The following is a 23,495-nucleotide window of genomic DNA, read 5'->3' as shown; positions in this document are numbered from 1 at the left end:
TATCTTTGCCGCACCAATCAATAGGAGGATCGGACAAGCATGAGCAAGAATGAAGAACTTACCGGCTACGGCCGCCAATATTTGCAAAATGATACTTACGGGGCAGCGGCCTTCTGCTTTCACCGGGCGATCCGGGAGAACGTGTCGAATGAAAATGCATGGAACGGCATCATTCTTTCCTTGACCCTGATGAAAAGAGAAGCCGACGCTCAAACCATGCTTGCCCGCTACGGCCTGCTTCCGCAGCTCGGTTACGACCAGGATATGCTGACGTTTGCCGTCATGCTGTGGAGAGAGAACCCTCAGGCGCTGGCCGAGTGGCTGAATGCTGTTTCTTCCCGCCAAAATGTAACCGAAACCACCCGGAACACCTTGACGGAGCTGTCGGCCGACGTGGAGAAAGCGTACCAGGAGCTGCTCGCCGAATACGGTGAAGAATCCCTGCGGGCCCAAGGGTTGTTCAAGCTGCAGGAGTACGCCTCCCGCCAGACCGAGCTCGACTGGACCGCGGACAATACGCCGGATGCCGTCTATGCCCAGATCAACGAATGGCTTCAGGACGACGATAAGGTGCTGACGGCCGTCCGGCTTCTGTGCATGCTGCCCGATCCGAGAAGCGAGAAGCTTCTGCGGCGGGTGTGCCGCAACGAGGAGATGGACCCGAAAGCAAGAACCCATGCGCTGTTGGCGCTTCGCTGGCTGGGACTCCGCGAAAACGTGCGTATTAACAAATTTAAAGAATCGTTCGTCATCAATCTGGAGAACCCGGAGCCGGAGCTCACGGTATCGGTTCCCGAATCGTTTAAGCCCGCTCTTGACCGGATGAAGCTCTGGTACGCAAAAGAGCAGGGAGTGGTAAGCGCCGAGGAGTATGAAGCGTTCGCGTCCACCGACGAGGCCGAAATGCCGGCTGAGCTTAAAGAGAAGATGGAAAAGGCGGACGTGCCGTCCATTCTTCAGGAAGTCGTCCATGCGCTCATTCGCTCCGCTTACGACCATTACTATCCGCTCGTTCCTACCGTCACCGGCTCCCGCGATTGGAGTGCCGCCTTCGTCAGCCTGATGAAGGATTACTCGGAAGGCATTGGAGAGCAGTGGACCATGGGCGAGCCGGAGCGTAACGAAACGTCCGGCCAGCACAAGAACTGGCTGCTGAGCGGAAGCCCGGACTTCTACGAAAGCATTGCCGAAGCGAAGAAGCTTCGCGAATTCCACCAAGCCGCCAAAGCGGCGCAGCGGTAACAAGCGGCCGGCTGAGTCGGCCCGGTCCCGCCGGCTCCTGCCGGCTTTGTCCCTTCGAGGGATGAAGCCGGCAGGAGCCGTTTTTGTGTGGATCCGAAAAGAGGAAGGGGCAAGGGAGTGTTCCGGCAAAAAAAACGTTGCAGGGACCCGATAAGCGGAGTATACTACAGATAAATTTACACGAGTAAATTATAGGAGGAATGAAACATGACATCCGTTAAATGGGACCTGCCGGCGCTGAAGGAAGAGTTTAACGAGCAGGGCTACCTGCTGCTAAGGGGAGTTCTAAGACCCGAGAAGGTAACCCGCTTGAACCAAGCCATCGATGAGCTGCTGGCCCAAGAGAAGGAATCGCTTTCCTATAACCTTTATAACAGCGTGGAGCGAAGTCCCGAGATCGCGGATTTGATCGATCATCCGGACATTTTGCCGCTCATCGTCAATCTGCTCGGCTACAACATTCAGCTTCACATCTCCCATCTCACGGTCCGCAAGCCGAATCCCGACGATCTTCAGACCGAAACCCAAAGCTTCATCAACTGGCACCAGGACGGCCCGCATCCTTCTTTCCCGGCCATCCACGGCTTGACCTCGACCTACTATATCAAAACCTGCTATATCCTTAGCGACATGTCCGAACCGGACCGCGGCAACACGAAGATCATTCCCGGCTCCCACAACAAGCCTTTCCGGCCCGGCCATCATAATGTCCGGGAGGAGCTGCCCGGGGAGAAGCAGGTGTGCGGGGAGCCCGGGGACGTCTTCCTCTTCGCCCAGAACCTGTGGCACGCCGGTGCGCCGAACCGTTCGTCCCTAACCCGGCGCCAGCTTTTTCTCGGGTACAGCCCGATCTGGATGAGGCCGATCGATTACCGGACCCCGTCGCCCGAGCTTCTTAAGGACGCCAGTCCTTACCGCCGCCAGCTGCTTGGCATCATTGATGATAATCCGTTCAAGCATTACGTTCCGGACGAATCTATGGTACCCTTAAAGAAATTGTATCGGGGAGATGCCGCTGCCGGGTCGGATCCCTATAAGAAATCCCCGGTGTCCTGAGCTTGCCGAACAAGGGGATGGTTCAGCAAGCCCAACCGGATCGAAGGCCTTCCTAGGGAAGGCTTTCTTTCTGTCCGGCGGGCCGAATAGGCAGGGGGCGACCGATTTTGATTATAGGCCGCTTGCGGCCGCCAGGAGGGGATCCGATGGTCAGCCGCAAGGAAGTGGCCGAACGGGCGGGCGTTTCGACCGCCGTCGTTTCGTACGTACTGAATAACCGAAGCATTGTGAAGGAAGAAACCCGTCAAAGGGTAATGGAAGCGATCCGCGAGCTGGGCTATGTCCCCAATCAGACGGCGCGGAGTCTCAAAACAAAAAAGACGGGACAGCTTGCGGTATTGGTCGGCTTTTTGGGAAATCCTTTTGAGGCGGGGATCCTGCTTCATCTGGAAGAGGAGGCGTCGCGGGCAGGGAACGTCGTAACCTATCATACCTATAGCCCAGGCAGGGAAGACGAGCTTAGAAGGCTTCTTACGGGGCGCGTGGACGGAGTCGTGCTGCTCGGGCAATCGCTCCGTCCGGAGACATGGGCCTACTTTCAAACGATCGGCCTTCCGGCAGTGTCTATCATGGAGCCTTCCGCTGCCGCGCCGGGCTTGCCTTTCGTGGACCTCGACTGGACGGCGGAATACCGCAGGCTGATCGCCCATCTAAAGAGGGAAGGGCACGAGCGCATTGCCTTCCTGGCAGGAGGAACGCATACGCCTTATGGAACCCGTTGGAAGCATTTCCGGAATGCCCTGCAGGTCGAGGGCTTGTCTTACGGCGAAGAAGATCTTCTGCACGGGGATGGAAGATTTGAAGGAGCCAAACGGACGATGCTGGAAACCTTCGGCGGATCGAGCAAGTTTACAGCGGTCGTCTGTGCGAACGACCTTATGGCGGCCGGCTGCCTCTCGGCCTGCCGGGAGGCTGGGCTTGCCGTTCCGCGGCAGCTTGCCGTAGCCGGATGCGAGAACATCCTGATGTCCTCGGAGACGAATCCCGGCCTTACCGTCATCCATTATCCGAGAAGAGCGGCGGCGGAAGCCGGGTTCCGCCTTCTTCAAGCCAAGATGACCTCGCCGTCCAGCGTTTCGCCCGAGCTTCTTAAAGGAGAGCTGATCCTAAGGGCATCGACCGTATCGACCATTTCGGGTTGACAGTACACTATAATAAAGTTAGTATATATCCATACATTAGTTAATATCCATTCGAGGAGGATTATGATGTCAACATCCGTTCCGCAAGATCTTCAGACGGCTTTAAGAGAACGCCGTTCGGTGAAGCAATATGACCCCGGTTATCAAATGTCCAAGGAGGAGCTAAAAGAGCTTCTCGAGCTGACCGGCCGGGCTCCTTCCTCTTGGAATCTTCAGCATTGGAAATTCCTCGTGGTTCATTCCGACGAGCAGAAGCAGAAGCTGCTTCCGATTGCTTACGGCCAGCAGCAGATCGTTCAAAGCTCAGCGGTCATTGCCGTGCTCGGAGATCTGGAAGCGAACCTTAACGCCGAGCCGATCTACAGCGAAGGGGTGAAAGCGGGAGCTCTTCCGCAAGAGGTGAAGGATGCGCTGATCGGCCAAATCAACGCCGCTTATCAAAGTCCGCAAGTGGCCCGTGACGAGGCCATCCGGAATGCCTCTCTTGCTTCCATGCAGCTTATGCTGGCAGCCAAAACGATGGGGCTCGATACGTGCCCGATGGGCGGTTTCGATCAGAAGAAGTTTGTGGAGGCGTTTGAAGTACCCGAACGGTATATCCCGGTCATGCTGATTTCCGTAGGAAAAGCGGCCAAACCGGGCCGTCCGAGCGGCCGCTTCCCCGTAGAGGAAATCGTGGTATGGGACCGTTTTGAGTAATAGTAAATTCTAAGCTAGGGGGGAATACCCCAGGACATCAAGCTGCTCGGCCATGACCTTGTACCCTTCCGGATTCGGATGGACATGGTCAAAGGCCAGCAGCTTTTGTTCATTTCCGAGGAAGGCCTCATACACCTCCGCCATCCGGATTCGTTTGGAGGTAAAGCCTTTCAAGGTTCGGTTGAATTCGTTTACCCAATGCCTTCCTTCGGCAAGAAGAGGGAAGGGATTATAGAGGCCGATCAAGCGGATCATATAAGGAGGCTTGCCCGCCTTGGCCTGCCGGATGACCGCCAGAATCTCTCCGACATGGCGCCGGCAGGCAGCAAGGGATTCGGTGAAGTGCCGGTCGTCCCCATCCCAAAGAGCGCGCTTCGCCGCTTGGATGAGATCGTTGCCGCCGGCACTGATCGTTATGATCCGGGCGGGACCGATCAGCGGATGAACGTCTTCCTGGCGGATCCATTCGTAGAGGTCGAGGCTGGTTGCCCCGCTGCGTCCTTTTCGGTGCACCTGAATTTCCTTCTTCAGAACGGTATGCAGCCGTTCCTTGTAAAGGCCCACAAATCCCTCCCCGGAAGGGTCGCCTACCCCTGCCGTAAGGGAATCACCTAGAGCCAGATAGGTAAGCTTCCCCATTAATATCACTCTCCCGTTATCGCTACTGCATTATATGCAGAAGAGAGAGGGCCTGCCGCGGAGAGAGACCTCTAAATCTTAACAGTTTTTCATTGACACAATGTATACATAAGTATACAATATTAGTATAAAGTAGACATTTGATGACAAGGGGGCTGAAATGTGGCAGAGACGTACCGCAAAACCAAGATCGAGCACTATGCCGCCCGGCTGGAGCACCGTAAGGCGATCCTCAAGGAGCAGCTGGCGAGCGAAGAGTTCGAGGACATGAAGCAGTTCCTGAAAGGGCAGCTTTCGGCGGTGGATATGATTCATAAGGAAATCATCGCCGAGTTTGAAATTGAATGCGAGAAAGGGGAGACCAGCCATGGAAAGCATTGAGCCGAAGGTCGTTCCTCAGCATAAGAAAATGTCGAGCGTTCAGCTTCTGAAGAAGGCGTTCTTCCTTCTTCTTGGAGCCTCCCTGGTCTCGGTCGGGATCGAAATTTTCCTCGTCCCGAATTCGATCATTGACGGCGGAATCGTCGGCGTGTCCATCATCGTATCGAAAGTGACGGGGATTTCCCTGGGCCTTCTTCTCTTCTTACTCAATCTTCCTTTCCTGATTCTGGGTTATAAAAAAATCGGAAAGACGTTCGCTATCTCCACCCTGTTTGCGGTTACCGTTATGTCCATAGGGACGGCTTTGCTGCATCCCGTGCCTGCGGTTACTCCGGATCCTTTGCTGGCCGCCGTTTTCGGCGGGATCATTCTCGGGATTGGAGTCGGGATGGTTATCCGAACGGGGGGCTCGCTTGACGGGACGGAGATCGTGGCCATTCTGATCAACGAGAAATCCCCCTTCTCTGTTGGGGAAATCATCATGTTCCTGAATATCTTTATCTTGAGCTCCTCCGGCTTCGTCTTCGGCTGGGATAAAGCCATGTATTCCCTCATCGCCTATTACATCGCATTCAAGATGATCGATATCACGATCGAAGGCTTCGAGGAATCGAAATCCGTCTGGATCATCAGCGAGAGATACCGCGAAATCGGGGATGCTTTGCTGCACCGGCTGGGACGCGGAGTCACGTATCTGAACGGGGAAGGGGCTTTCACCGGCGATGACAAGAAGGTGATCTTCGTCGTCATTACTCGGCTGGAGGAAGCGAAGCTGAAATCCATCGTCGACGATTGGGATCCTCATGCCTTCCTAGCCGTCGGTAACATTCACGATGTGAAAGGCGGCCGCTTCAAAAAGAAAAACATTCACTAGAGCTTCCCGGCTGCCAAATAGCTCTACGTCAAGAAGACCGCTATCCCCAGGATGGCGGTCTTCTTGACGTAGTACAGGAGAAAAGGCGCCGGCCTCCTGCCGGAGGCGGGAGAAACGCTAAGCCTGGCTGTCCGCCATTAGCGGCGAAGTCAAGGACGAGCTCAGCGGGATAGGGGGAAGGCCGGCGGAAGGCGGTGAACTCCTTGCGGCTGGTAGCCCAGGCAGCGGCTGACTCCGCAAACCTCGGCAAGCAGATAGAGGATGCTCAGCCACATTTCCGTCCCCTGCAGCCCGGCGGCTTCTCCCCCTTCCAGGGTGAAGCTGAAGCCCGCGCCGTCCTGCCAGCGGGTCAGGGCGCGCCTGAGCTGGGCTTCCGCCCATGCCTCGGCTTCCGCGCGGCGGTAATCCGTCTGCTTCAGGCAGAGCCAGAGCGGGTGGATGACGTCGAGCACATTGCAGGCGTTGCCGGCGTCCCGGCGGAAGAAGGCGGGATTGCGGCTGTGGGCGAGCACCGTGTCGATCGAGACCTCCGGGTAGGGAAGGGGGATCCCAAACTGCGCATAGGTGGCGCGCGTAAGCCGGTAGAAGCCGTTCACCGGCTGGAGCCAGCTTTCCTGCGGAGTCGGGCTTCCCCACATTCCGGTAAGCGGATCGGCATGCGTCGTCAGCCAGCCGAACACCGCATCGGGCCGGCGGGTCGAACCGAAATGACGGAGGTTAAGATAAAGCCCCGTGGCATAGGCATCGATCCAATCCCCGCAGCCCCACGCTCCCGTCTTCCAGTTCAAGGAGTCGAGCTGGCGGTAAAGGGTTTCCCCGTTCATCTTCTCGACGACATGGACGGGGATGCTCAGCCTGGCGCCAAGGAGCTCCAAAGCATAACCGACGGCCAGGAGATGATACCGGGAGAGGTGATCGGTGAGAAGAGCGGGATTATCGGCGGAAGGCTCAGGAGGATTCCACGGATCGGGCAGAAGGCCCGTGGCTGGATCCTGGAAGCCTTGAAGGCGTACCACCAGCTCCTCCCGGCTGAAATGGGGAGCGGCTTCGCCGAACATGGCGGCGATCTCCACGGCATCACACCATGCCCGGACCGTCCTTTTGCCGTTGGGGAGGTTGAAGTAGGCGAGCCCCTCCGAATCTTCCGCTACATAGCGGGTCAGCACTTCCTCAAGCTGGCCCCTAACCCGGCAGCCGAATTCCTCCAGGCTCCTCTCCAGGTCCTTATGACGGGAAATTGGCAGGGGCGATGGTGCGGCAGCGGGAGAGGGAGGGGGGGAGGCGGAAGACGCCGCGGTCTCCTTTTCCGCCAAGGTAGCAAGGGGAAGGAAGCCTTCGCTTTCCTTCAACCGGCTGCGGATGACCCGGGCCGGATTGCCGCCCGCGATGCTGTAGGGAGGAATATCCTTCGTGACGACCGCACCCGCGCCTATAATGCTGTGGGAGCCGATGGTGACTCCATCTACGATAACCGCATTGGCGCCAATCCATACGTCGTCGCCGATTATGATGCCTTTTACGGTCAGGGGCTGCTGGTATATGGGCAAGGCGGTGTCGGCGAAGCCATGATTGAAGCCCATAATCGTCGCATGGGAAGCAACACGGACGCCATCTCCCATCGTGATGCGGCCGGCCAGGACGGCGAAGGAGTTTACGGTGCAGCTTGCTCCCATCACGAGCTCCGTATTCCGGATCATCGCCCCTGCGGCGATATAGCTTCCATCACCCATCACCAGGGAGTCCGGAGCAAAATAAGCTTGGGGTGAAACAAAGCAGTCGCGGCCGAAGGTCACCTGGTAAGCGGAGGACAGGACGTCCTGCCAAGCGAGCTGGCGGGCCAGCTGTTCGGCTGACTTGGCTTTCCAAGGCATGTACTGGAGTTCTTCGTCGAGTAACGTTTCTTTGTTCATAACGCTTCCTCCTGCAAGTGGAATGCCTTCATCTTAGCACCGGAGGCTTGGAGGGGGAATGGAAAAAATCTTGCGCCTCTTTGTCCAAAACGCTTCTCCTCTTCTGGTATACTGAAACCAAACGAAAGGAGGGGCGGCAATGGAGCAAACGATTGGGCTGAATGAGTTGACGGTTCATCTTCATCTGGCCATGGAGAAGCCCACTTTCCCTGGCTGGTCGGATATCCGGCGCACGGTCGGCTGCCACAGCTTTTATTGGATCCACAGGGGCAAAGGGGTTTTTCATTCCGAAGGAACCCGCCACCAGGTAACTGCCGGCAGCCTGATCTATTTGAAGCCGGGGAAAGAGCTCTTCATGGAGACCGATCCGCGGGAGCCTCTGCAGATGACCATGCTTCTTACCGAGTGGGCAACCGTTCGTTTCGGAAGCGGCGGATGGGCGGAGGCGGAGCCCGTCATGGAGTTCGCCCTTCCGTTCATTCGGCGCTATTCGCCGGAGCGGGCTTCCGGGATCGCCCGTCTGTTCCGGGAAACGCTGGAAGGCTGGGTTCCCGGTCAGACCGGAGGAGAGCTTCCGGCCCGGGCCAGAATGCTCCAGCTCTTGTACGAGCTGTACCGGAAGGAGCACGAGGAGGAAGAGAAAGAGCCGGCGCGGGCCGCCTTCCGTCAGTTCAAGGAGTACCTGGACACACATTATTCCAGCTCCATTAGACTGAAGGAAGCAGCGGGCCGATTCGGCATTTCCCCCTCCTACGTACGCAAGCTTTTCCTGAATGAGCTGGGGATATCGCCCAAGGCTTACCTAACCCGACTCCGGTATGAGCATGCCAAGCGTTATCTCTTGTTCTCCGACTTGTCCATGAAGGAAATCGCCCGGGAATGCGGCTACTCCGATGAATTTCATTTCAGCAAGCACTTCAAGGCGGCGAGCGGGTGCTCCCCGTCCTTATTTCGGGATCGGGGAGTGGAATAGGAATAAAAAAATGGCGCCTATGCAACTTTTGGAGGGGCTCTATCGTTGTATGGTTAAGGACAAAGCTGTCCATCTACGAAAGAGGGGAGTCTCTCGGTTGCAAATGAGTATACGGAGTCCATGGTTGTCCGTTCGGGTTGTGCTGCTGGCGGCGCTCTCCGCCCTGTTCCTGTTCGTCTGGAACGCAGGCCCGGCGAAGGCGGCGAACGCCTCGGTGGAGGTCGAAATCAAGGCGGGGTTTGACGGATCGGCAAAGCAGGGAAGCTGGTTTCCCGTTCAATTCACGCTATCCAACCCTTCCGAGAATTTAACAGGGGAGCTGGTCGTGCGGGTCGCGAACCCTCAGGGCGGTCAGGATCTGGTTTACGTCAAGCCGGTCGAGGTGCCCAAGTCGAGCACCAAGATCATCTCCATGGCGCTTCCCGGCATGGTAATGAACCAGAACAACAATAAGGTCGAGTTCTACAAAGGCTCCATGCGCAAGGGAGAGGCCGTGTCCTTTGCCAAAGGAGAGACTTACATAAAGACAAGTGCCGCCAAATCCCTTCAAGTCGGCGTCATCGCCCGGGACCCGGACACGCTGAATTCCTTGTCTCTCTTGAACCAGAATAAATACGACATTGGCGTCGTTCATCTGGAAGCGTCCGAGCTTCCGGGGGAATCGCTTATGCTCGACGGGCTGGATATGCTGGTCCTGAACGATGTGGCCACCGACCAATGGAAGCCGGAGCAGATCGAAGCCATCGGCTCCTGGGTCAAGCGCGGAGGCCAGCTCGTATTAGCGGGGGGAGCGGGATATCCGAAAACCGCCAAAGCCTTCGATGCGCTGTCGCCGGTTTCCTACTCCGGCACGGCTTCGTTAACCAAGCTCAGCGCCTTGGAGACGGAAGCTGGCAAAGCGCTGCCCCTGACGGGAGGGTTTACGGTTTCCCAGGCTTCCCTGAAGAAGGGAGAGGTGTTCCTCGAGCAGGAGGGCACCGTACTCTTTGCCCGGGCCGATTCGGGAAAAGGGGCCGTCTGGTATGCCGCTTATGATCTTTCCCTGGAGCCGGTGGCTTCCTGGAACGGGACCCCCTTCCTTTGGGAGAAAATCATGCGCCGTTCTCTGCCCTTGAACCCCAAGCAAGGGAGTATGGGCACCTTCCCTGTACAACCAGGGTTCTGGGAATACCAGAACATCTTGAACTATTTTCCTTCTCTGACTCCGCCTTCGCTAAAGCTTCTGCTGCTGCTTTTCGGAATCTATGTCGTGGTGGTGGCCCCCGTTCTCTATCTGGTCCTGAAGCGGATGGATAAGCGGGAATGGGCTTGGGCCGTTATCCCCGCCGTTTCTCTGATCAGCAGCGTCGCGATCTATCTGGCGGGAGCCTCGGACAAGAGTTCCACCTTGACTCATGCGGTGAATACGGTTGAGCTTGACGGACAGGGGGAAGGGCTGCGCACGACGGGACTCGCCGTTTTCGTCCCCAGCGGAGGAACCTATGACGTGAAGCTTCCTCCTTCGAGCCAGCTCCTGACGTCGATTCACGCGATAGGACCGGGCGCATCTTCCACGAACGGGCTGTCCGGGAACACGGATCAGGTCTTCTATATGGAGCCCGGTTCGAAGAAGATCGAATGGACGAACGTTCCTTATTGGTCCATCCGCAAAGCCATCCTTCAAAGCGAAGAAAGCGAGAAGCTGGGACAGTTCGAAGTAACGGGAACGTCCGACTTAAGCGGCTGGAAGGGAGAGCTGGTCAATTCCACGACAAGGGATTTGACGAACGTCCATATTCTTTTTGGCATGCAAACGGTCAAGATCGGGGATATGAAGGCGGGAGAGAAGAAACCTTTTGCTTTGTCCGCCTCTTCCCCTCAGCCCGGGTACGTAGACATAGGAGGGATGCTGTTCCCCCGCACGGGAGGACAGGATGCCTATAACCGGGAGCGCGAGCTCGTCCAAGGCTACTACAACCGCCTGATAAACGTAGGCCAGCCCAAAGGGCCCGTCGCCATCGGGTGGAGCACGAACGAACCGTCCCCCTATATAGTAAACGGAAAAGCGGCCCATGCCGACGTCCTGACGATGTGGACCCAGGAGCTCGCCATGCCGACCGTTCAGGGAGGAAAGGTCACGATCCCGTCGGGGATGGTCGCCGCTCAGATCACCTCCACCACCATGCAGCAGTGGGGGACCGAACCAAACGGAACGATTCATGCTAATAACGGTGAGCTGACGATGGAATACCGGCTCCCCCGCAACCAGGGAGCCCAGTATGACAAGCTGCAGGTCAAGATGGACGGCAACACGGGTCCCGTCTCCTTGCAGATCTGGAACGAAGGAAAGCAGGCTTGGGAGCCTCTCGATCTATCGGGAGGACCTTGGCAAACGTCGGAGCCGGCCCCCTATCTTCTCCATGGCCAGACCCTGCGTCTTAAAGCGGCGGTTACGGGCAGCGTCACGTTCCGGAGTCCGGACATAGCCCTGGAAGGAACGGTGAGCCCATGATTGAGATCAAAGACCTGACGAAAACGTATGGAAGCTTTTCCGCCTTGAAGGGAATGAACATGTCGGTCGCCAAAGGGACGGTTTTCGGCTTTGTCGGTCCGAACGGGGCAGGGAAATCCACGACGATGTCCATCCTCGCCACCCTGCTTGCTCCGACGTCGGGATCGGCCAAGGTTAACGGCATAGAGGTGACGGAGAACCCGAAGGAAATCCGCCGGTTGATCGGCTATATGCCCGATTTCTTCGGGGTGTACGACCAGTTCAAAACGACGGAGTACCTCCATTTCTATGGAGCCAGCTACGGCATCCCGCGAAGCGAACGCGAAAAGCTGATTCCCCAGCTGCTGGATCTGGTCAATCTGTCGGACAAAGCGGACTTCTATGTCGATTCCTTGTCCCGGGGCATGAAGCAGAGGCTCTGCCTGGCCCGCTGCCTCGTGCATGACCCCGAGCTGCTTATTCTGGATGAGCCGGCATCCGGTCTGGACCCCCGGGCCCGCATCGAAATGCGGGAAATTCTGAAAGAATTGAAGACGATGGGCAAAACGATCATCATTTCCTCCCACATTCTTCCGGAGCTCGCCGAAATGGTGGATGAGATCGGAGTAATCGAGCACGGACGCATGATCGCCCAAGGAAAAGTACAGGACATCCAGAACCGGATGCGGGTCAAACGCGTTCTGCACATTCGCTTGACAGAACCTTCTGCTCAGGCCGTGGCCTTTCTGAGAGATCGGACTCTGACGTCGATGGTGCTGGAAGACGAGCAGGGAATTCACGTTCATTTCAGCGGACAGGACGAAGAGCAGGCGGAGCTCTTGGCGGATATGATTGCCGCCGGCTTTCGGATCGTGACGTTCAGCGAAGCCCAGACCAACCTGGAGGACGTCTTCCTGGAGATTACTAGAGGGGGGGATCCCGCATGAAGTGGCAGCAGCGATTGATCAATCCTGTTCTCGACAAGGAATTTCGCCTGAGGATGCGGACCATCCGCTCCCCGATCGCCTTGCTTGTCTACCTGCTTGCCATCGGACTGATGGCATTCGGCTATATCTATGTCACCATGGGCGGCTTCGGAAACGGATCGCCGGGCTTCAATCCGGAGAACAGCCGGGTGATGTTCTATTTTCTCAGCTGTGCGCAGCTTGGCCTCATCGCTTTCATGACGCCGGGACTGACCGCAGGGATCGTCAGCGGGGAGAGGGAGAAGCAGACGCTTAATATGCTTCTTACGACGCAGCAGAGCTCGACGACGATTATCGTCAGCAAGCTGGTTTCCTCTTTAAGCTTCATGCTGCTCGTCATTGTCGCCACGATGCCGGTCTACAGCATCGTCTTCCTGTTCGGAGGCATCTCGCCCAGTCAGCTGATCAAGGTTTTTCTGTTCTACCTGTTCATCATGTTCGTGCTGGGTGCTTTCGGCATCATGTTCTCCACCCTGTTCAAGAAAACGGTAATCTCCATTATCGTGACCTACGGCTTCACATTGTTCATCTTTGCCGGGACCGGGATGCTTTATCTCTTCTTTATGGAGGTAATGCAGAGGGCATACCGCGGCACCACTCCGCCGTCCTATTCCTGGGCGGGGTATATTCTCGGCTTCAATCCGGCGGCGGCTCTGCTGAGCTTGTTTGAGCCGGGCATCTCACGGTCTGTGTTCCGGGTAACCGGGTCGAACAATGCCCAGCCTCCTGTGGAGCTGTGGGAGGTATGCGTTCCCGTCTATGCGGTTCTGGCGGTAGCGGCGGTATGGATCAGCATCCGTTATATCCGGCCGCGTCTTAAAAAGCGTTCTTGAACGAACCTTGGGTCGCCCGCCAGTTTGTCGCCCATCCCTTGAGCTAGGAAAAGGAGAACCCCATGGAGAGAGATCGTTTATCCCGGCTGCTTGTTCCTGTCAAAAACCGCCTGCGTCTCGTCCGCTCCCTGCGTTGTACTTGGGCGGGCACCGCCGCCGGGCTCGGGGCCTCCCTCCTTGCTCTGGGGACAGCCCGGCTGATTCCGATGCTTCACGAGCCCTTTCTGGCCGTCGGACTGGTTCTACTGGGAGTCGTTGCGGGCTTCCTCTACGGGTTCCTCCGGTCTGTACCGGATGAAGCCGCCGCGGCCGTCGTGGACAAAGGGGAAGCCCAGGACGCGGTATCGACCGCGCTCCAATACCGGGCTTCCGATTCTCCGATCGCCCGGATCCAGCGGGAGGAAGCCGAGACGTACCTCAACCGGTTCGCGGCAACGCTAAAAGAGAACATTCGTCTTCCGTCTCTTCTCCGTCCGATGCTGGTGCTGGCCGGGGGAGCGGCAGCCGCTGCCGTCCTTCTGCTCCTGCCGAATCCGATGCATGATCAGGCGCTCAAAGAAGCGGAAGAGAAGCAGTGGGTGCAGGAGCAGGACCGGCAGGTGCAGGAGATGAAGGAGAAGCTTAAGAGCGCCAGCCTCCCGGAGCCCGCGAAGCGGAATATGGAGAAGGAATTAAATCGCCTGGACGAAGCGCTGGACCGCCCCAAGGACGCCCGCGCCGCTCTGGAGGAAATGGAAAAAACGATGAAAGAGCTGGATAAACAGGCGGAGAACTCGGAAAAAGCGATCCAGCGGACCCAGCAGCTGGCCGAGGAGATGAAGAAGCAGGCTTCCCTTAAGCAGGCTGCGGAGGCCCTTCAGCAGGGCCGTTCCGAGGAGCTGCAAAAGGCACTAGACTCCTTCGCCTCCCAAGTCATGAAGCTTTCTCCCGAGCAAAAGGAGGCGCTTGCTAAGGAGCTGGAGAAGCTGGCGCAGCAAGCTCCGGGCGGGGAAGAGCTCCAGCCGCTGAAAGAGGCGATGAAGGAGACGGCCCAAGGACTCAAGAAGGCGGGTTCCCCGGACGCCGACCCGAAGGAGCTGCAGGAACAGCTGGAAAAGCTCGGCGAGCAGATGAAGCTTGCCGCCCAGGAGCTCCAGCAGAATGCGCAGCAGCTGGCCTTGGCCCAGCAGCAGAGCGCCCAGCTCGCGCAGATGGGCCTGCCGATGGCCGCGCAGCTTGCGGCAGCCGGCACGCCGGCTTCGGCGGCGTGGAGCCCGGGCGGACTCGCCGGAGCGCTGGCCGCTAACGCGGGCGCCGGATCGGCAAGCCCGCCCGGCGGCCAGCAGCCGTCGGCATCAGCGCCGCCTGGCTCGTCACCGGCGCCAGGTGCCGGTGCAGGCGCTGGAGCCGGATCGGGAGCAGGCGCTGGAGCCGGGGCTGGGGCAAGCGGAGCCGGTGCAGGCGCAGGCAACGGAGCTGGAGCCGGTGCGGGAAGCGGGCGCGGGGCTGGCGGCAGTGGAGCGGCCGGTGGTACGGGCGCCGGAACGGGGGCGGGCAACCGAAGCCTCGTGACGACGCCGCGTTCGCTTGAAGGCTCCGGCAACGTACAGTCCGACCAAGGACCGGTTAGCGGTCCGGGACAGGTGGAGAAGGGCGGTCCCGCTCCGGTAGTGGACGGCGTATCGCGGCCCTACGAAGAGGTCTACTCGGAGTATGCCGCGGAGGCTAAAAGCTCCCTGGACCGCCATCCCCTGCCGCAGAACATGCAAAACCGAGTGAGGGACTATTTTACCGAAATCCAGCCGGATGGATGATTCTTGCCTTACCGGATAAGGCACTAGAGCGAGGTGGTAAGCTTGATCGAATCGAAAGAACAAGTGGAGGGCTGGACGGCTTCCATTAATGCCATACGAGAACAGATCGGTCGCGTCATCGTCGGCCAGCAGGAGGTGGTCGAGCAGATTCTTTGGTGTATTTTGGCCGGAGGACACGCCCTGCTCGAAGGGATACCGGGCCTCGGCAAGACGATGCTCGTGCGGACGATCGCCGATACGCTTGACCTGAGCTTCTCCCGGATTCAGTTTACCCCGGACCTGATGCCGGCCGACATTACCGGAACGAATGTGATCCGCTTCGGCCAGAAGGGCGAAACGTCCTACGAGTTTCAGCCGGGTCCCGTGTTCGGGAACCTGCTCCTGGCCGATGAGATCAACCGGGCGACTCCGAAGACCCAGAGCGCCCTGCTCGAAGCCATGCAGGAGAAAACGGTGACCATCGGCTCCACCACCCACCGGCTTCCCCGGCCATTTTTTGTTCTGGCTACCCAGAATCCGCTGGAGAACGAAGGCACGTATCCGCTGCCGGAGGCGCAGCTGGACCGCTTCTTGCTTAAAATCCACGTCACCTATCCGACGCCGGAAGAACTCAAGGAGATTGTAAGAAGAACTACCTCCGCGGTAACGGTGGAAGCCGGGAAGGTGGCCGACGCTCCGCTTCTGGAGGAAATCCAGCGAGGGGCCAAGGAAATCCTTCTCGCCGACGATGTTCTCGACTATGCGGTTCAGCTTCTTATGAGAACTCATCCCGGGGAGAAAGGCGCACCGGATTCCGTTGGTCACTATGTCCGGTTCGGCTCCGGACCCCGAGGCATTCAATCCATCGTGTCGGTGGCCAAGGTCAGGGCCATGACCCAGGGGCGGATGCACGTGTCGGTGAAGGATATCCGGCAGGTGGCCGTACCGGCCTTGCGGCACCGCATTTTTCTTAATTTCGAAGGACAAGCGACGGGAGTCTCCACCGATACGGTCGTGGAGGACATTCTCGCCTCGCTTGAGAACGGCCGATGAGCGGGAGGCTCTTTCCCGATCCGGGTCTTCTGCTTCGAATCGAGCAGATGAGCGTTGCCGCGAAGAAAAGAATCCGCGGGACGATGCAGGGCAAGCGCCGCTCCCGCATGCTCGGTTCCTCTATGGAATTTGCCGACTACCGCATGTATACCCCGGGCGACGACACCCGGCAGCTGGACTGGAATGTATACGGACGAACCGGCAAGGCGTTTATCAAGCAGTTTATGGATGAACAGGAGCTACAGGTTCACCTCTATGTGGACGTCTCGCGGTCCATGGATTTTGGAGGCACGGATAGCCATCCTGATCATTCCAAGTTCCTTTATGCCCGCCGCCTGGCCGCTTGCGTAGGGTACATCACCCTGGCGGGATATGACCGGGTGGGGGTGAAGCTGTTCGGGGAGGACATGATCGGGCAGCTTCCGGTTATGCGGGGCAAAGGCTCCGCTTCCCGGCTTTTTGCCTTTCTGGAGCAGGCGGAGGTGGAGCTTTCCGGAAACATGAAGGGGGCCCTGATGAAGCCCTCCGCCCTTCCTAGGCTCCCGGGCAGCACGTGGATCTTCTCCGACTTCCTGTATGAGTCGGGGATTGAGGAGACCCTCTCTTATTTCCTGGCCGCGCGCCAGGAAGTGGTGGTCGTCCAGGTCCTGTCCCCGGAAGAAGTCCGTCCCGACCTTATGGGGGATCTTCGTCTGATCGACAGCGAAACCGGGGAAGCGAAGGAGGTTGCCGTTTCCCGCCGTGTGCTGGAGGAATACCGGAAGACGGTGGACCGTTATACGCGCGGGCTTCAACGATTTTGCCGCGAGCGGGGGATGGCTTACGTTCTGGCAGTAACCGATGTCCCGGTGGACGTAACCGTCCGCCGAGCCTTTCGCGACGCGGGTCTTCTGTTCTAATTACGAACCGGGGTGTTCTGTGCCTAAGGGGCAGAAGCCCTTTTTCCATCCCGTTCGGGGAAAGACCCTCTACTAGAGGAGGAAGGCCGACCTTCGGCCGGCAGGGACAAACGAGGTGACCTATGCATTTCCAATGGCTAAACGGCCTGTGGTTCGGTCTGACGCTTCCGGCCATTGTGCTTCTCTATCTGTTGAAGCGCCAATACATCGATACCGAAATTCCGAGCCATCTGCTGTGGAACCGGGTGCTTCGCAACCTGGAAGCGAATCGCCCCTGGCAGAAGCTGCGGAACCAGCTGCTGCTTATTCTGCAGCTGGCCGCGGCCGCCCTGCTCGTCTTTGCTCTGCTGCAGCCGTTCAGCTGGTCTCCGAAAGGCGAGAGCGGGCATACCGTTTATGTCCTCGACCGCTCCGCAAGCATGGAGGCGGGAACGGGAAGCGGAGAGGGGACGAATTCCGCCCTGGAGGAGGCCAAGCGGCGGATAGCGGAGCGGATTCAAGCCAAGAGTCCGGGAAGCCTCGTTACCCTTCTGCTGATGGGGACAGAGCCGGAGGTTCCCGTTGCCCGGGAAGCTTCGGCGGACCGGGTGCTGGAGGCGCTTAAGGCGGTAACCCCCTCCTACGGAAAAACCGCCTATAAAGAAACGATGTCGCTCGCCGCTGCTCTTACCCAGGATGACCCCGACGGAGAAATCCGGGTTTACACCGACGGCCGCTGGACAGATCCTGCCGCCGGATTGACTTATTCCGTACCTGTCCATCGGGAGGACGTGGGGAATCCGGATGCCGGAAACGTCAGCGTCATGCAGTTTGGCGTCAAAGCCCCGGACTCCTCGTCCGGTACGATGTCCGCCGTCGCCGTCCTCCGGAACTGGGGCGGGACGGCCCGGGAGGTGGAAGTAACGCTTGCGGCGGGCTCCCAAGCCGGTCCTTCACGCCAAGTGACGATCCCGGCCGGCAATCAGAGAAGCTTATATTGGGACGGGCTGCCTCTCTCCGATTATTACCGGATTCAAGCGGTCGATCCGGAGGATACGTATCCCGCGGATAACCGTGCCTATGCGTTTCCGGAAGGGGACCGTCCCCGTAAGGCGCTGCTTCTGTCGGAAGGGAATTTGTTTCTGGAGAAGGCGCTCCGTTTGGCGAATATCGAGATTACCAAGATGGCCGTCCAGCCGGGCACCGCTCCCCTTACAGCCGAGAGCAAACCCGATCTGATCGTGGTGGATTCGGTTTCCCCGTCCCTGCTGCAAACGAAGGAATGGAAGGCCCTTCTCGATTCCCTGCCGGTCTGGTACATTCACAGCGGCGTAGAAGGGGAGGACGAAGAGGGCGGAAGGGATTACCGCATCACGGAGCATCCCGTGACCCGCTATATCAGCTTTCAGGATACGCATATCGCCAAGCGGACGAAAGTCGGCTCCGTTCCTTGGGGCAAGCCGGTTATTTCCGACGGTACTTCTCCGCTTATACTGGCCGGGGAAGAGAACGGGCGTCCCCGTCTTCTGTTTACCTTTGATCTGCACCAGTCGGATCTTCCCCTTCGTTCCGAATTTCCCATTCTCGTCCAAAATGCGGTTGACTGGCTCGGCTCCGCTCAAGGCGCGAGCCTCGGAAGAGTGACGGCCGGCAGCCGGAAGGAGCTGGCGGTTTCGCCGCAGACGGTTTCCGCCGAATGGGTCGCCGTCGACTCTCCGGGCTCTTCGCCGGTGAGCCTGCCTGCCGAGAAGAAGGACAAAGCCGTCTCCGGCAGTCAGACGGTACCCGACCGTCCCGGCTTGTATCAGTTTGTAGAGAAAGCGGAGAAGGGACAAGGCGAAATCCGGCGGTACCTCGAAGCAGCCGCCGATCCCGGTGAATCGGATTTCGCCCGCCGTCCCGAGCTGGTCTTCCCTGGAGCTCAAGAGGGGACGGGGGAAGAGGGGGTTTCCTCCGAAGAGCCGGCCGACCGGCATGCGGGGGAGTCCCCCTATTCATGGCTGCCGTGGGTTCTCCTGCTGGCCGCTGTTGTCATTTTAGCGGAGTGGGGGGTGTTCCGGCGTGGGAATTCAATTTAACGAGCCTTGGTATCTCCTTCTGCTCCTGCCTCTTGCGGCCTTTGCCGTCTGGGCGTGGCGGACTTATCCGGCTCGGGGCGGATGGCGGAGGCGCATGGCCGTTCCGCTGCGCTCCTTGATCCTGCTGCTCCTTATCCTGGCCTTGGCCGGACTGCAGACGGTGGCTACTATGGAACAAAAAGCCGTTTACTTCGTCCTGGACCGTTCGGACAGTATGCCGGCCGGTCAGACGGCCGGACAATGGATTCAAGCTTCCGTCTCCGCCAAAGGAGAGAAAGACCTGGCGGGTGTGATCAGTACGGGCTTGGAGTCGCTGGTGGAGCGCCAACTGTCCGGGGAAGGGACGGGCCGGATCGCTTACGATGGGAAAGTGAATTCCCAGTTTACTCATCTGGCCGGTGGCCTTCAGCTGGCCGGGAGTCTGTTTCCGGAATCCGTTACCCCTCGGATCGTCCTCATCTCGGATGGAGAAGAGAACGCGGGGGACCTTCTTCGGCAGGCGAGGCTGCTTCAGAACAAAGGGATTCCCGTCGATGTTCTTCCGATGGCGAAGGAAGCCGGCCGTGATATTTCCATTGAAAGCGTCAAGGTGCCGGAGAAGATCTACCAGGCGGAGAAATATTCCCTGGAGATCTCCTTGAACAGCACGTTTGCCGGAACCGGAGAGCTGAGGGTTTATGAAGACAACCAGGAGCTGACGAGAGAGCAGGTCACCGTGGAGAAGGGCGAGAACCGCTTCGCCTTGCAGAGCCTGGCCCGCGAGCCGGGGTTTCACCGGTACCGCGCGGAAATCTATTTCCCTGACGACGAACAGGCGGCCAACAATTCCGGCTATGCCTTCAGCCGGGTGACGGGTCCTCCGAAGGTGCTGATCGTGGAAGGAAAGCCGGGCTCCTCCTCCAATATAACGGCCGCGCTCACGTCAGGACTGATTGGTTTTACCATTATTTCCCCGGAAATGCTTCCGTCTGAATTGGCGGATTACACAGGGTACGACAGCCTTATCCTGAACAATGTGCCGGCGACCCGGATTTCGGGTCCCAAGATGGAACGCATCGAACAGGCGGTAAGGGATTACGGAATCGGCCTCCTGATGGTCGGAGGAGAGGACAGCTACGGCCTGGGAGGCTACTTCAAAACGCCGATTGAGAAGGCCCTGCCGGTTAAGATGGAGCTGGAAGGAAAAAGGGAGGTTCCGTCGCTAGGGCTGATCCTGGTCATTGACCGGTCGGGAAGCATGGGCGGCGGCAAGCTGGAGCTGGCCAAGGAAGCCGCTTTGCGGACGGTCGAGATGCTCCGGGATAAGGATACAGTCGGCGTTGTTGCCTTCGATACCTCCCCCTGGTGGGTGGTAGAGCCAACCCGCTTGACCGACCGGGAGAAGGTAATGGAACAGATCTCCTCCATTCAGCCTGACGGCGGAACGGAGATTTATACGGCCGTGGATGCCGCGTACCAGAAGCTGTTGAAGGTGGAAGCCCAGCGCAAGCATATTATTCTGCTTACAGACGGACAATCGGCGACCAGCCAGAGCTATGAGGCTTTAACCGGGAACATGGTTCAGAATAACATGACCATGTCGGCCGTGGCCGTCGGGGACGGGGCGGACGGGCAGCTGCTGGAGTACCTGTCCAAGCTCGCAAAGGGGCGTTATTATTTCACGAACGACCAGAGCACGCTTCCCGCTATCTTCAGCCGGGAAACCGTCATGATGTCGCGGACCTATGTCGTCGACCAGCCTTTTGTCCCGGCGGCGGGACAGCTCGCGGATTGGAGCGGCTTGTTCGGGGACGGCGTTCCGAAGGTCAAGGCGTATGTGGCGGCCACGGCCAAAGAATCGGCTGAGACGATTCTGCTCAGTCCCGAGCCGGATCCGCTTCTTGTCCGCTGGCAGTACGGCTCGGGCCGCAGCGTGGCCTGGACGAGTGATTTCAGCGGCAAGTGGTCGCCGGACTGGACATCCTGGGACCGGTTTCCCGAAGTGTTCAGCCGGCTGGTGAAATGGACGTTTCCCCAGTTTCAAGCTTCTGCCTTCGAGGTCACCTCCCGGCTGGAGGGGGATCAGGTCAGGCTTGACCTTAAGAGCGCCGATCCGGCATTCCAGGGAGAGATCCAAGCGACGGTGACGGATGAAGCTCTTGGGACAACGGAGCTCGCCGCGATTCCTACGCTGCCCGGTGAATACGAGGCGCAGGTGCCCGTGCGCCAACCGGGGGTTTACCTGACACGCATCGATGTTCAGGATCCCGCCGACCGCTCCAAGACGCTGGGATCCTCCACTACGGGCTTTGTCATCCCCTACTCACCGGAATACCGGCTATCGGCCGGCGACCAAACCGCCAAGCTTAAGCAGCTGGCCGACATGACCGGAGGCCGTCTGCTTTCATCCGAGCATCCCGAGGAAGTCTTCCAGGGAGCCGTCCAGGCCAAGAAGCAGAGCCGGGACAGAACGAGGCTGCTGCTGGCCGCTGCCGCTCTCTTGTGGGTGGCCGACATTGCGGCCAGGCGGTTGAATGTGCCATGGTCGCGGCTCGCGGAAAGGGCGAGGAGGCGGTTCGGTTTCAGCGGCCGGCCGGTTACTGTCCCTTCCGCTCCGGCCAAGATGGAGAGGCTCGGCAGACGCAAGGACCAGGCGGCGGCCTTTTACCGGAGCTTGGGAGAGGAGCGGCCGCCTAATCAAGTCCCGGGTGCGGGCCTCATGAAGCGGGGAGAGGACGCGCTGGCGGAGGAGAACCGGAAGGCACAAGCCGGCAAAGGTCCTTCTCGCGCTCCCGTTCGAGACCGGCCGGGTGGCGGGGAAGGAAAGGAGCGTCCCGTACCTCCACCCGATCAGCCTGTTCAAGGGGAAACGGCAGGGCGGAGCGAGACCATGAGCCGGCTTCTCGCCGCCAAGAAACGGCGGCAATAGCAGAGGCAAGCTGCATCGGCGTGGCGTCGGCCAGGTAGAGTCGGGCTAGCCAGGAGGAAGGGCCAGACGTGAAAAGGGGACCGGCCCGCTGCTTCGGTCAGCGTGGAGACGGTCCCCTTTTGCCATACAAGAAAAGCTTACGACTCCAGTAAGAAACCGGGGGTTGTAAGCTTTTTTTGGTTTACTCCGATAAACCAGGCCGGCAGGTACCGGTGGAAGAATCGGCCGAATCCTCTTTCCCGTTTGTTGGAGAATAGGCAATGAGGTTGACCTCGCGTCCGAGCTTCTGCTGCATCTTGGCTTCGAGCTTTACAATTTCCTGAACGAGCTCGCCGTCCTGGTCCATGTTCGTAAATTCGTATCCGGAGTTCATGCTTGTCCTCCTCCCTTTCCAGGCTAATGGCAATAGTGGCTAGTTTTCCCCGCGGGAGATGGCTTCATTCCTAAAATATTACTGCCTTCCCTGTCCCTCACGACTGAATCGGTCATGAGCCGCATAGGATTAGTTCCATACGGTATTCAAGGAGGAGTGACTGTGGCGGAACCTCAGCATCCGCAAATGCCCGTTTGCGGGCACGATCAGATCGTTTACATCCGCGAGATGGTGGAATGGCATGAATGGATGGCCAACCGGTCCGAGCCGGGTGACCGCTATCATTGGGAGAGGGCCCGAAGCTTTCAGAAGCTTCTCGAGAATCCGGTCGAATCGCTGGATACCCAGTATTATTGAGAACAAGGGAGGAACAAACTTTGTGCCGTACATCCGCCGCGGGCCCTTGGGCTTAGCGGTGTTTCAGCATGCCGGGAAGGGGCAAGCCCTTCTTCGCCATCACGGAAAAATCTTTGTTTCCCCAAGGCTATTAATCGGTTTCAAAAGGGGGCAATCCGGTGAAATAGTAGGTACAGGATTACCCAATTCTTACCGGATCGGAGGAGAGCGTCATGCCGTTAGATGATGTGCTGCTTGAGAAGTACGGTGAGTTCTACTGCAGCCTATATGTCGCCAAATGCCAGCCTTGGATCAGGGAGGTCCCCTTTCATGAATGGGTGGAGCGGCAGATGGCTATCCGCAGCCAGCCGGCGAGATTCGGTTCCATAGCAGCCGAAGACGTTATGCCGGAATTGGGCGGCGATAGTCCGATGATCTTGTTTGAGACGGCATAGCGGAAGGCATACATAATCTTCCCCCTTCCTGAATTAGGAAGGGGCAGCCCCCTCCCGGACGAGGGGGTTTTTGTTTCAGCGGGAATCCCAACGGGTAAAAAAGAACAGGCTTACTTCTACAAAATAGACAAAAGGAGCTGACAATCATGGACGACAATGTAATCAAAGGCAAGTGGAACCAACTGAAAGGCGAAGCCAAAAAACAGTGGGGCAAACTGACGGACGACGACCTGGATGTCATCGCCGGGGAAAAGGACAAGCTGATCGGCAAAATCCAGGAGCGTCATGGACATAACAAAGACGAGGCGGAGAAGGAGTATCATACTTGGTCGTCCCGTTTCAACGACTATTAAACCATAACGAAAAGAGGGTGTTCCTTAAGCCATCAAAATGGCGGAGGGATACCCTCTTTTTTTTAGTTTCTTCACGCTGACGGC

Annotated in this window: 21 protein-coding genes; 18 read left to right on the top strand and 3 right to left on the bottom strand. The window is 58.3% G+C overall.

From position 1 onward, the window contains the following. The first annotated feature begins 39 nt into the window (after window positions 1-39). The 4 genes from MJA45_RS19790 (at window position 40) to MJA45_RS19775 (ending at window position 4,139) form a co-directional block, all read left to right on the top strand. Window positions 40-1,242, top strand: coding sequence for a HEAT repeat domain-containing protein (locus MJA45_RS19790; protein WP_315603626.1), 1,203 nt, complete (start codon window positions 40-42; stop codon window positions 1,240-1,242). A gap of 207 nt (window positions 1,243-1,449) precedes the next feature. Further along, a complete protein-coding gene (locus tag MJA45_RS19785) occupies window positions 1,450-2,298 on the top strand; it encodes a phytanoyl-CoA dioxygenase family protein (RefSeq protein WP_315603625.1) in 849 nt (282 codons plus the stop codon). Window positions 2,299-2,444: 146 nt separating this feature from the next. After that, window positions 2,445-3,440, top strand: a complete 996-nt coding sequence (locus MJA45_RS19780; protein ID WP_315603624.1) for a LacI family DNA-binding transcriptional regulator — start codon at window positions 2,445-2,447, stop codon at window positions 3,438-3,440. Between the two features lie 66 nt (window positions 3,441-3,506). Then, window positions 3,507-4,139 (top strand): nitroreductase family protein, encoded by a 633-nt coding sequence (locus MJA45_RS19775; RefSeq protein WP_315603623.1) that lies wholly within the window; start codon window positions 3,507-3,509, stop codon window positions 4,137-4,139. 9 nt (window positions 4,140-4,148) lie between these two features. Here MJA45_RS19775 and MJA45_RS19770 read toward each other — a convergent pair whose 3' ends face one another. Then, complete coding sequence (locus MJA45_RS19770) at window positions 4,149-4,778, bottom strand: GDSL-type esterase/lipase family protein (RefSeq protein WP_315603622.1); 630 nt, start codon at window positions 4,776-4,778, stop codon at window positions 4,149-4,151. Window positions 4,779-4,940: 162 nt separating this feature from the next. On the opposite strand from MJA45_RS19770, the gene MJA45_RS19765 reads away from it, so the two are divergent. Together MJA45_RS19765 and MJA45_RS19760 are read left to right on the top strand one after the other, a co-directional pair. Beyond that, on the top strand, window positions 4,941-5,159 hold the full coding sequence (locus MJA45_RS19765) for a hypothetical protein (protein WP_315603621.1): 219 nt from the start codon (window positions 4,941-4,943) through the stop codon (window positions 5,157-5,159). Between the two features lie 28 nt (window positions 5,160-5,187). Beyond that, entirely contained in the window at window positions 5,188-6,033 is an 846-nt protein-coding gene (locus MJA45_RS19760) for a YitT family protein (RefSeq protein ID WP_407083167.1), read from the top strand. Between the two features lie 161 nt (window positions 6,034-6,194). On the opposite strand, the gene MJA45_RS19755 is transcribed toward MJA45_RS19760, so the two are convergent. Next, a complete protein-coding gene (locus tag MJA45_RS19755; RefSeq protein ID WP_315603619.1) occupies window positions 6,195-7,943 on the bottom strand; it encodes an acyltransferase in 1,749 nt (582 codons plus the stop codon). A 139-nt stretch (window positions 7,944-8,082) separates the two neighbouring features. On the opposite strand from MJA45_RS19755, the gene MJA45_RS19750 reads away from it, so the two are divergent. The 9 genes from MJA45_RS19750 (at window position 8,083) to MJA45_RS19710 (ending at window position 21,894) form a co-directional block, all read left to right on the top strand. Then, window positions 8,083-8,916 carry a helix-turn-helix transcriptional regulator gene (locus tag MJA45_RS19750; RefSeq protein WP_315603618.1) on the top strand — a complete coding sequence of 278 codons (834 nt, stop codon included), beginning with the start codon at window positions 8,083-8,085 and terminating at the stop codon, window positions 8,914-8,916. 124 nt (window positions 8,917-9,040) lie between these two features. Next, a complete protein-coding gene (locus MJA45_RS19745; RefSeq protein WP_315603617.1) occupies window positions 9,041-11,407 on the top strand; it encodes a DUF7408 domain-containing protein in 2,367 nt (788 codons plus the stop codon). After that, window positions 11,404-12,333, top strand: a complete 930-nt coding sequence (locus MJA45_RS19740) for an ABC transporter ATP-binding protein (protein ID WP_315603616.1) — start codon at window positions 11,404-11,406, stop codon at window positions 12,331-12,333. Before MJA45_RS19745 ends, MJA45_RS19740 begins: the two co-directional genes overlap by 4 nt. Then, window positions 12,330-13,205, top strand: coding sequence for an ABC transporter permease (locus MJA45_RS19735; protein ID WP_315603615.1), 876 nt, complete (start codon window positions 12,330-12,332; stop codon window positions 13,203-13,205). The genes MJA45_RS19740 and MJA45_RS19735 overlap by 4 nt, the downstream gene beginning before the upstream one ends. 62 nt (window positions 13,206-13,267) lie before the next feature. Beyond that, window positions 13,268-14,998 carry a hypothetical protein gene (locus tag MJA45_RS19730; protein WP_315603614.1) on the top strand — a complete coding sequence of 577 codons (1,731 nt, stop codon included), beginning with the start codon at window positions 13,268-13,270 and terminating at the stop codon, window positions 14,996-14,998. A 42-nt stretch (window positions 14,999-15,040) separates the two neighbouring features. Beyond that, window positions 15,041-16,030: an AAA family ATPase gene (locus MJA45_RS19725; RefSeq protein WP_315603613.1), complete on the top strand. Its 990-nt coding sequence runs from the start codon at window positions 15,041-15,043 to the stop codon at window positions 16,028-16,030. Then, window positions 16,027-16,929, top strand: coding sequence for a DUF58 domain-containing protein (locus MJA45_RS19720; RefSeq protein ID WP_315603612.1), 903 nt, complete (start codon window positions 16,027-16,029; stop codon window positions 16,927-16,929). The genes MJA45_RS19725 and MJA45_RS19720 overlap by 4 nt, the downstream gene beginning before the upstream one ends. Window positions 16,930-17,051: 122 nt before the next feature. Then, window positions 17,052-18,986, top strand: a complete 1,935-nt coding sequence (locus tag MJA45_RS19715) for a vWA domain-containing protein (protein ID WP_315603611.1) — start codon at window positions 17,052-17,054, stop codon at window positions 18,984-18,986. Beyond that, window positions 18,970-21,894, top strand: coding sequence for a VWA domain-containing protein (locus MJA45_RS19710; RefSeq protein WP_315603610.1), 2,925 nt, complete (start codon window positions 18,970-18,972; stop codon window positions 21,892-21,894). Before MJA45_RS19715 ends, MJA45_RS19710 begins: the two co-directional genes overlap by 17 nt. A gap of 181 nt (window positions 21,895-22,075) precedes the next feature. On the opposite strand, the gene MJA45_RS19705 is transcribed toward MJA45_RS19710, so the two are convergent. Further along, window positions 22,076-22,267, bottom strand: a complete 192-nt coding sequence (locus tag MJA45_RS19705) for a hypothetical protein (protein ID WP_315603609.1) — start codon at window positions 22,265-22,267, stop codon at window positions 22,076-22,078. Between the two features lie 162 nt (window positions 22,268-22,429). Between MJA45_RS19705 and MJA45_RS19700 the strand changes: the two genes are divergently transcribed. From MJA45_RS19700 to MJA45_RS19690, 3 genes are all read left to right on the top strand, one after another. Beyond that, the gene (locus tag MJA45_RS19700; protein WP_315603608.1) at window positions 22,430-22,624 is read left to right on the top strand and encodes a hypothetical protein; all 195 of its coding nucleotides are present in this window, start codon (window positions 22,430-22,432) and stop codon (window positions 22,622-22,624) included. 212 nt (window positions 22,625-22,836) lie between these two features. Then, on the top strand, window positions 22,837-23,058 hold the full coding sequence (locus tag MJA45_RS19695) for a hypothetical protein (RefSeq protein ID WP_315603607.1): 222 nt from the start codon (window positions 22,837-22,839) through the stop codon (window positions 23,056-23,058). Between the two features lie 146 nt (window positions 23,059-23,204). After that, the gene (locus MJA45_RS19690; protein ID WP_315603606.1) at window positions 23,205-23,411 is read left to right on the top strand and encodes a CsbD family protein; all 207 of its coding nucleotides are present in this window, start codon (window positions 23,205-23,207) and stop codon (window positions 23,409-23,411) included. Window positions 23,412-23,495: the final 84 nt, after the last annotated feature.

The sequence above is a fragment of the Paenibacillus aurantius genome (genome assembly GCF_032268605.1).
In the GTDB taxonomy this organism is placed as follows: Bacteria; Bacillota; Bacilli; order Paenibacillales; family NBRC-103111; genus Paenibacillus_AO; species Paenibacillus_AO aurantius.
Note: the sequence above shows the minus strand (reverse complement) of the source record. Positions and strands in the feature narration are given on the sequence as shown.

Bases quoted from the DNA above. Each gene is read 5' to 3' on its own strand.
- MJA45_RS19790 (WP_315603626.1), top strand. From the start codon at position 40: ATGAGCAAGAATGAAGAACTTACCGGCTACGGCCGCCAATATTTGCAA.
- MJA45_RS19785 (WP_315603625.1), top strand. From the start codon at position 1,450: ATGACATCCGTTAAATGGGACCTGCCGGCGCTGAAGGAAGAGTTTAAC.
- MJA45_RS19780 (WP_315603624.1), top strand. From the start codon at position 2,445: ATGGTCAGCCGCAAGGAAGTGGCCGAACGGGCGGGCGTTTCGACCGCC.
- MJA45_RS19775 (WP_315603623.1), top strand. From the start codon at position 3,507: ATGTCAACATCCGTTCCGCAAGATCTTCAGACGGCTTTAAGAGAACGC.
- MJA45_RS19770 (WP_315603622.1), bottom strand. From the start codon at position 4,778: ATGGGGAAGCTTACCTATCTGGCTCTAGGTGATTCCCTTACGGCAGGG.
- MJA45_RS19760 (WP_407083167.1), top strand. From the start codon at position 5,188: ATGTCGAGCGTTCAGCTTCTGAAGAAGGCGTTCTTCCTTCTTCTTGGA.
- MJA45_RS19755 (WP_315603619.1), bottom strand. From the start codon at position 7,943: ATGAACAAAGAAACGTTACTCGACGAAGAACTCCAGTACATGCCTTGG.
- MJA45_RS19750 (WP_315603618.1), top strand. From the start codon at position 8,083: ATGGAGCAAACGATTGGGCTGAATGAGTTGACGGTTCATCTTCATCTG.
- MJA45_RS19740 (WP_315603616.1), top strand. From the start codon at position 11,404: ATGATTGAGATCAAAGACCTGACGAAAACGTATGGAAGCTTTTCCGCC.
- MJA45_RS19735 (WP_315603615.1), top strand. From the start codon at position 12,330: ATGAAGTGGCAGCAGCGATTGATCAATCCTGTTCTCGACAAGGAATTT.
- MJA45_RS19730 (WP_315603614.1), top strand. From the start codon at position 13,268: ATGGAGAGAGATCGTTTATCCCGGCTGCTTGTTCCTGTCAAAAACCGC.
- MJA45_RS19720 (WP_315603612.1), top strand. From the start codon at position 16,027: ATGAGCGGGAGGCTCTTTCCCGATCCGGGTCTTCTGCTTCGAATCGAG.
- MJA45_RS19715 (WP_315603611.1), top strand. From the start codon at position 17,052: ATGCATTTCCAATGGCTAAACGGCCTGTGGTTCGGTCTGACGCTTCCG.
- MJA45_RS19705 (WP_315603609.1), bottom strand. From the start codon at position 22,267: ATGAACTCCGGATACGAATTTACGAACATGGACCAGGACGGCGAGCTC.
- MJA45_RS19695 (WP_315603607.1), top strand. From the start codon at position 22,837: ATGCCGTTAGATGATGTGCTGCTTGAGAAGTACGGTGAGTTCTACTGC.
- MJA45_RS19690 (WP_315603606.1), top strand. From the start codon at position 23,205: ATGGACGACAATGTAATCAAAGGCAAGTGGAACCAACTGAAAGGCGAA.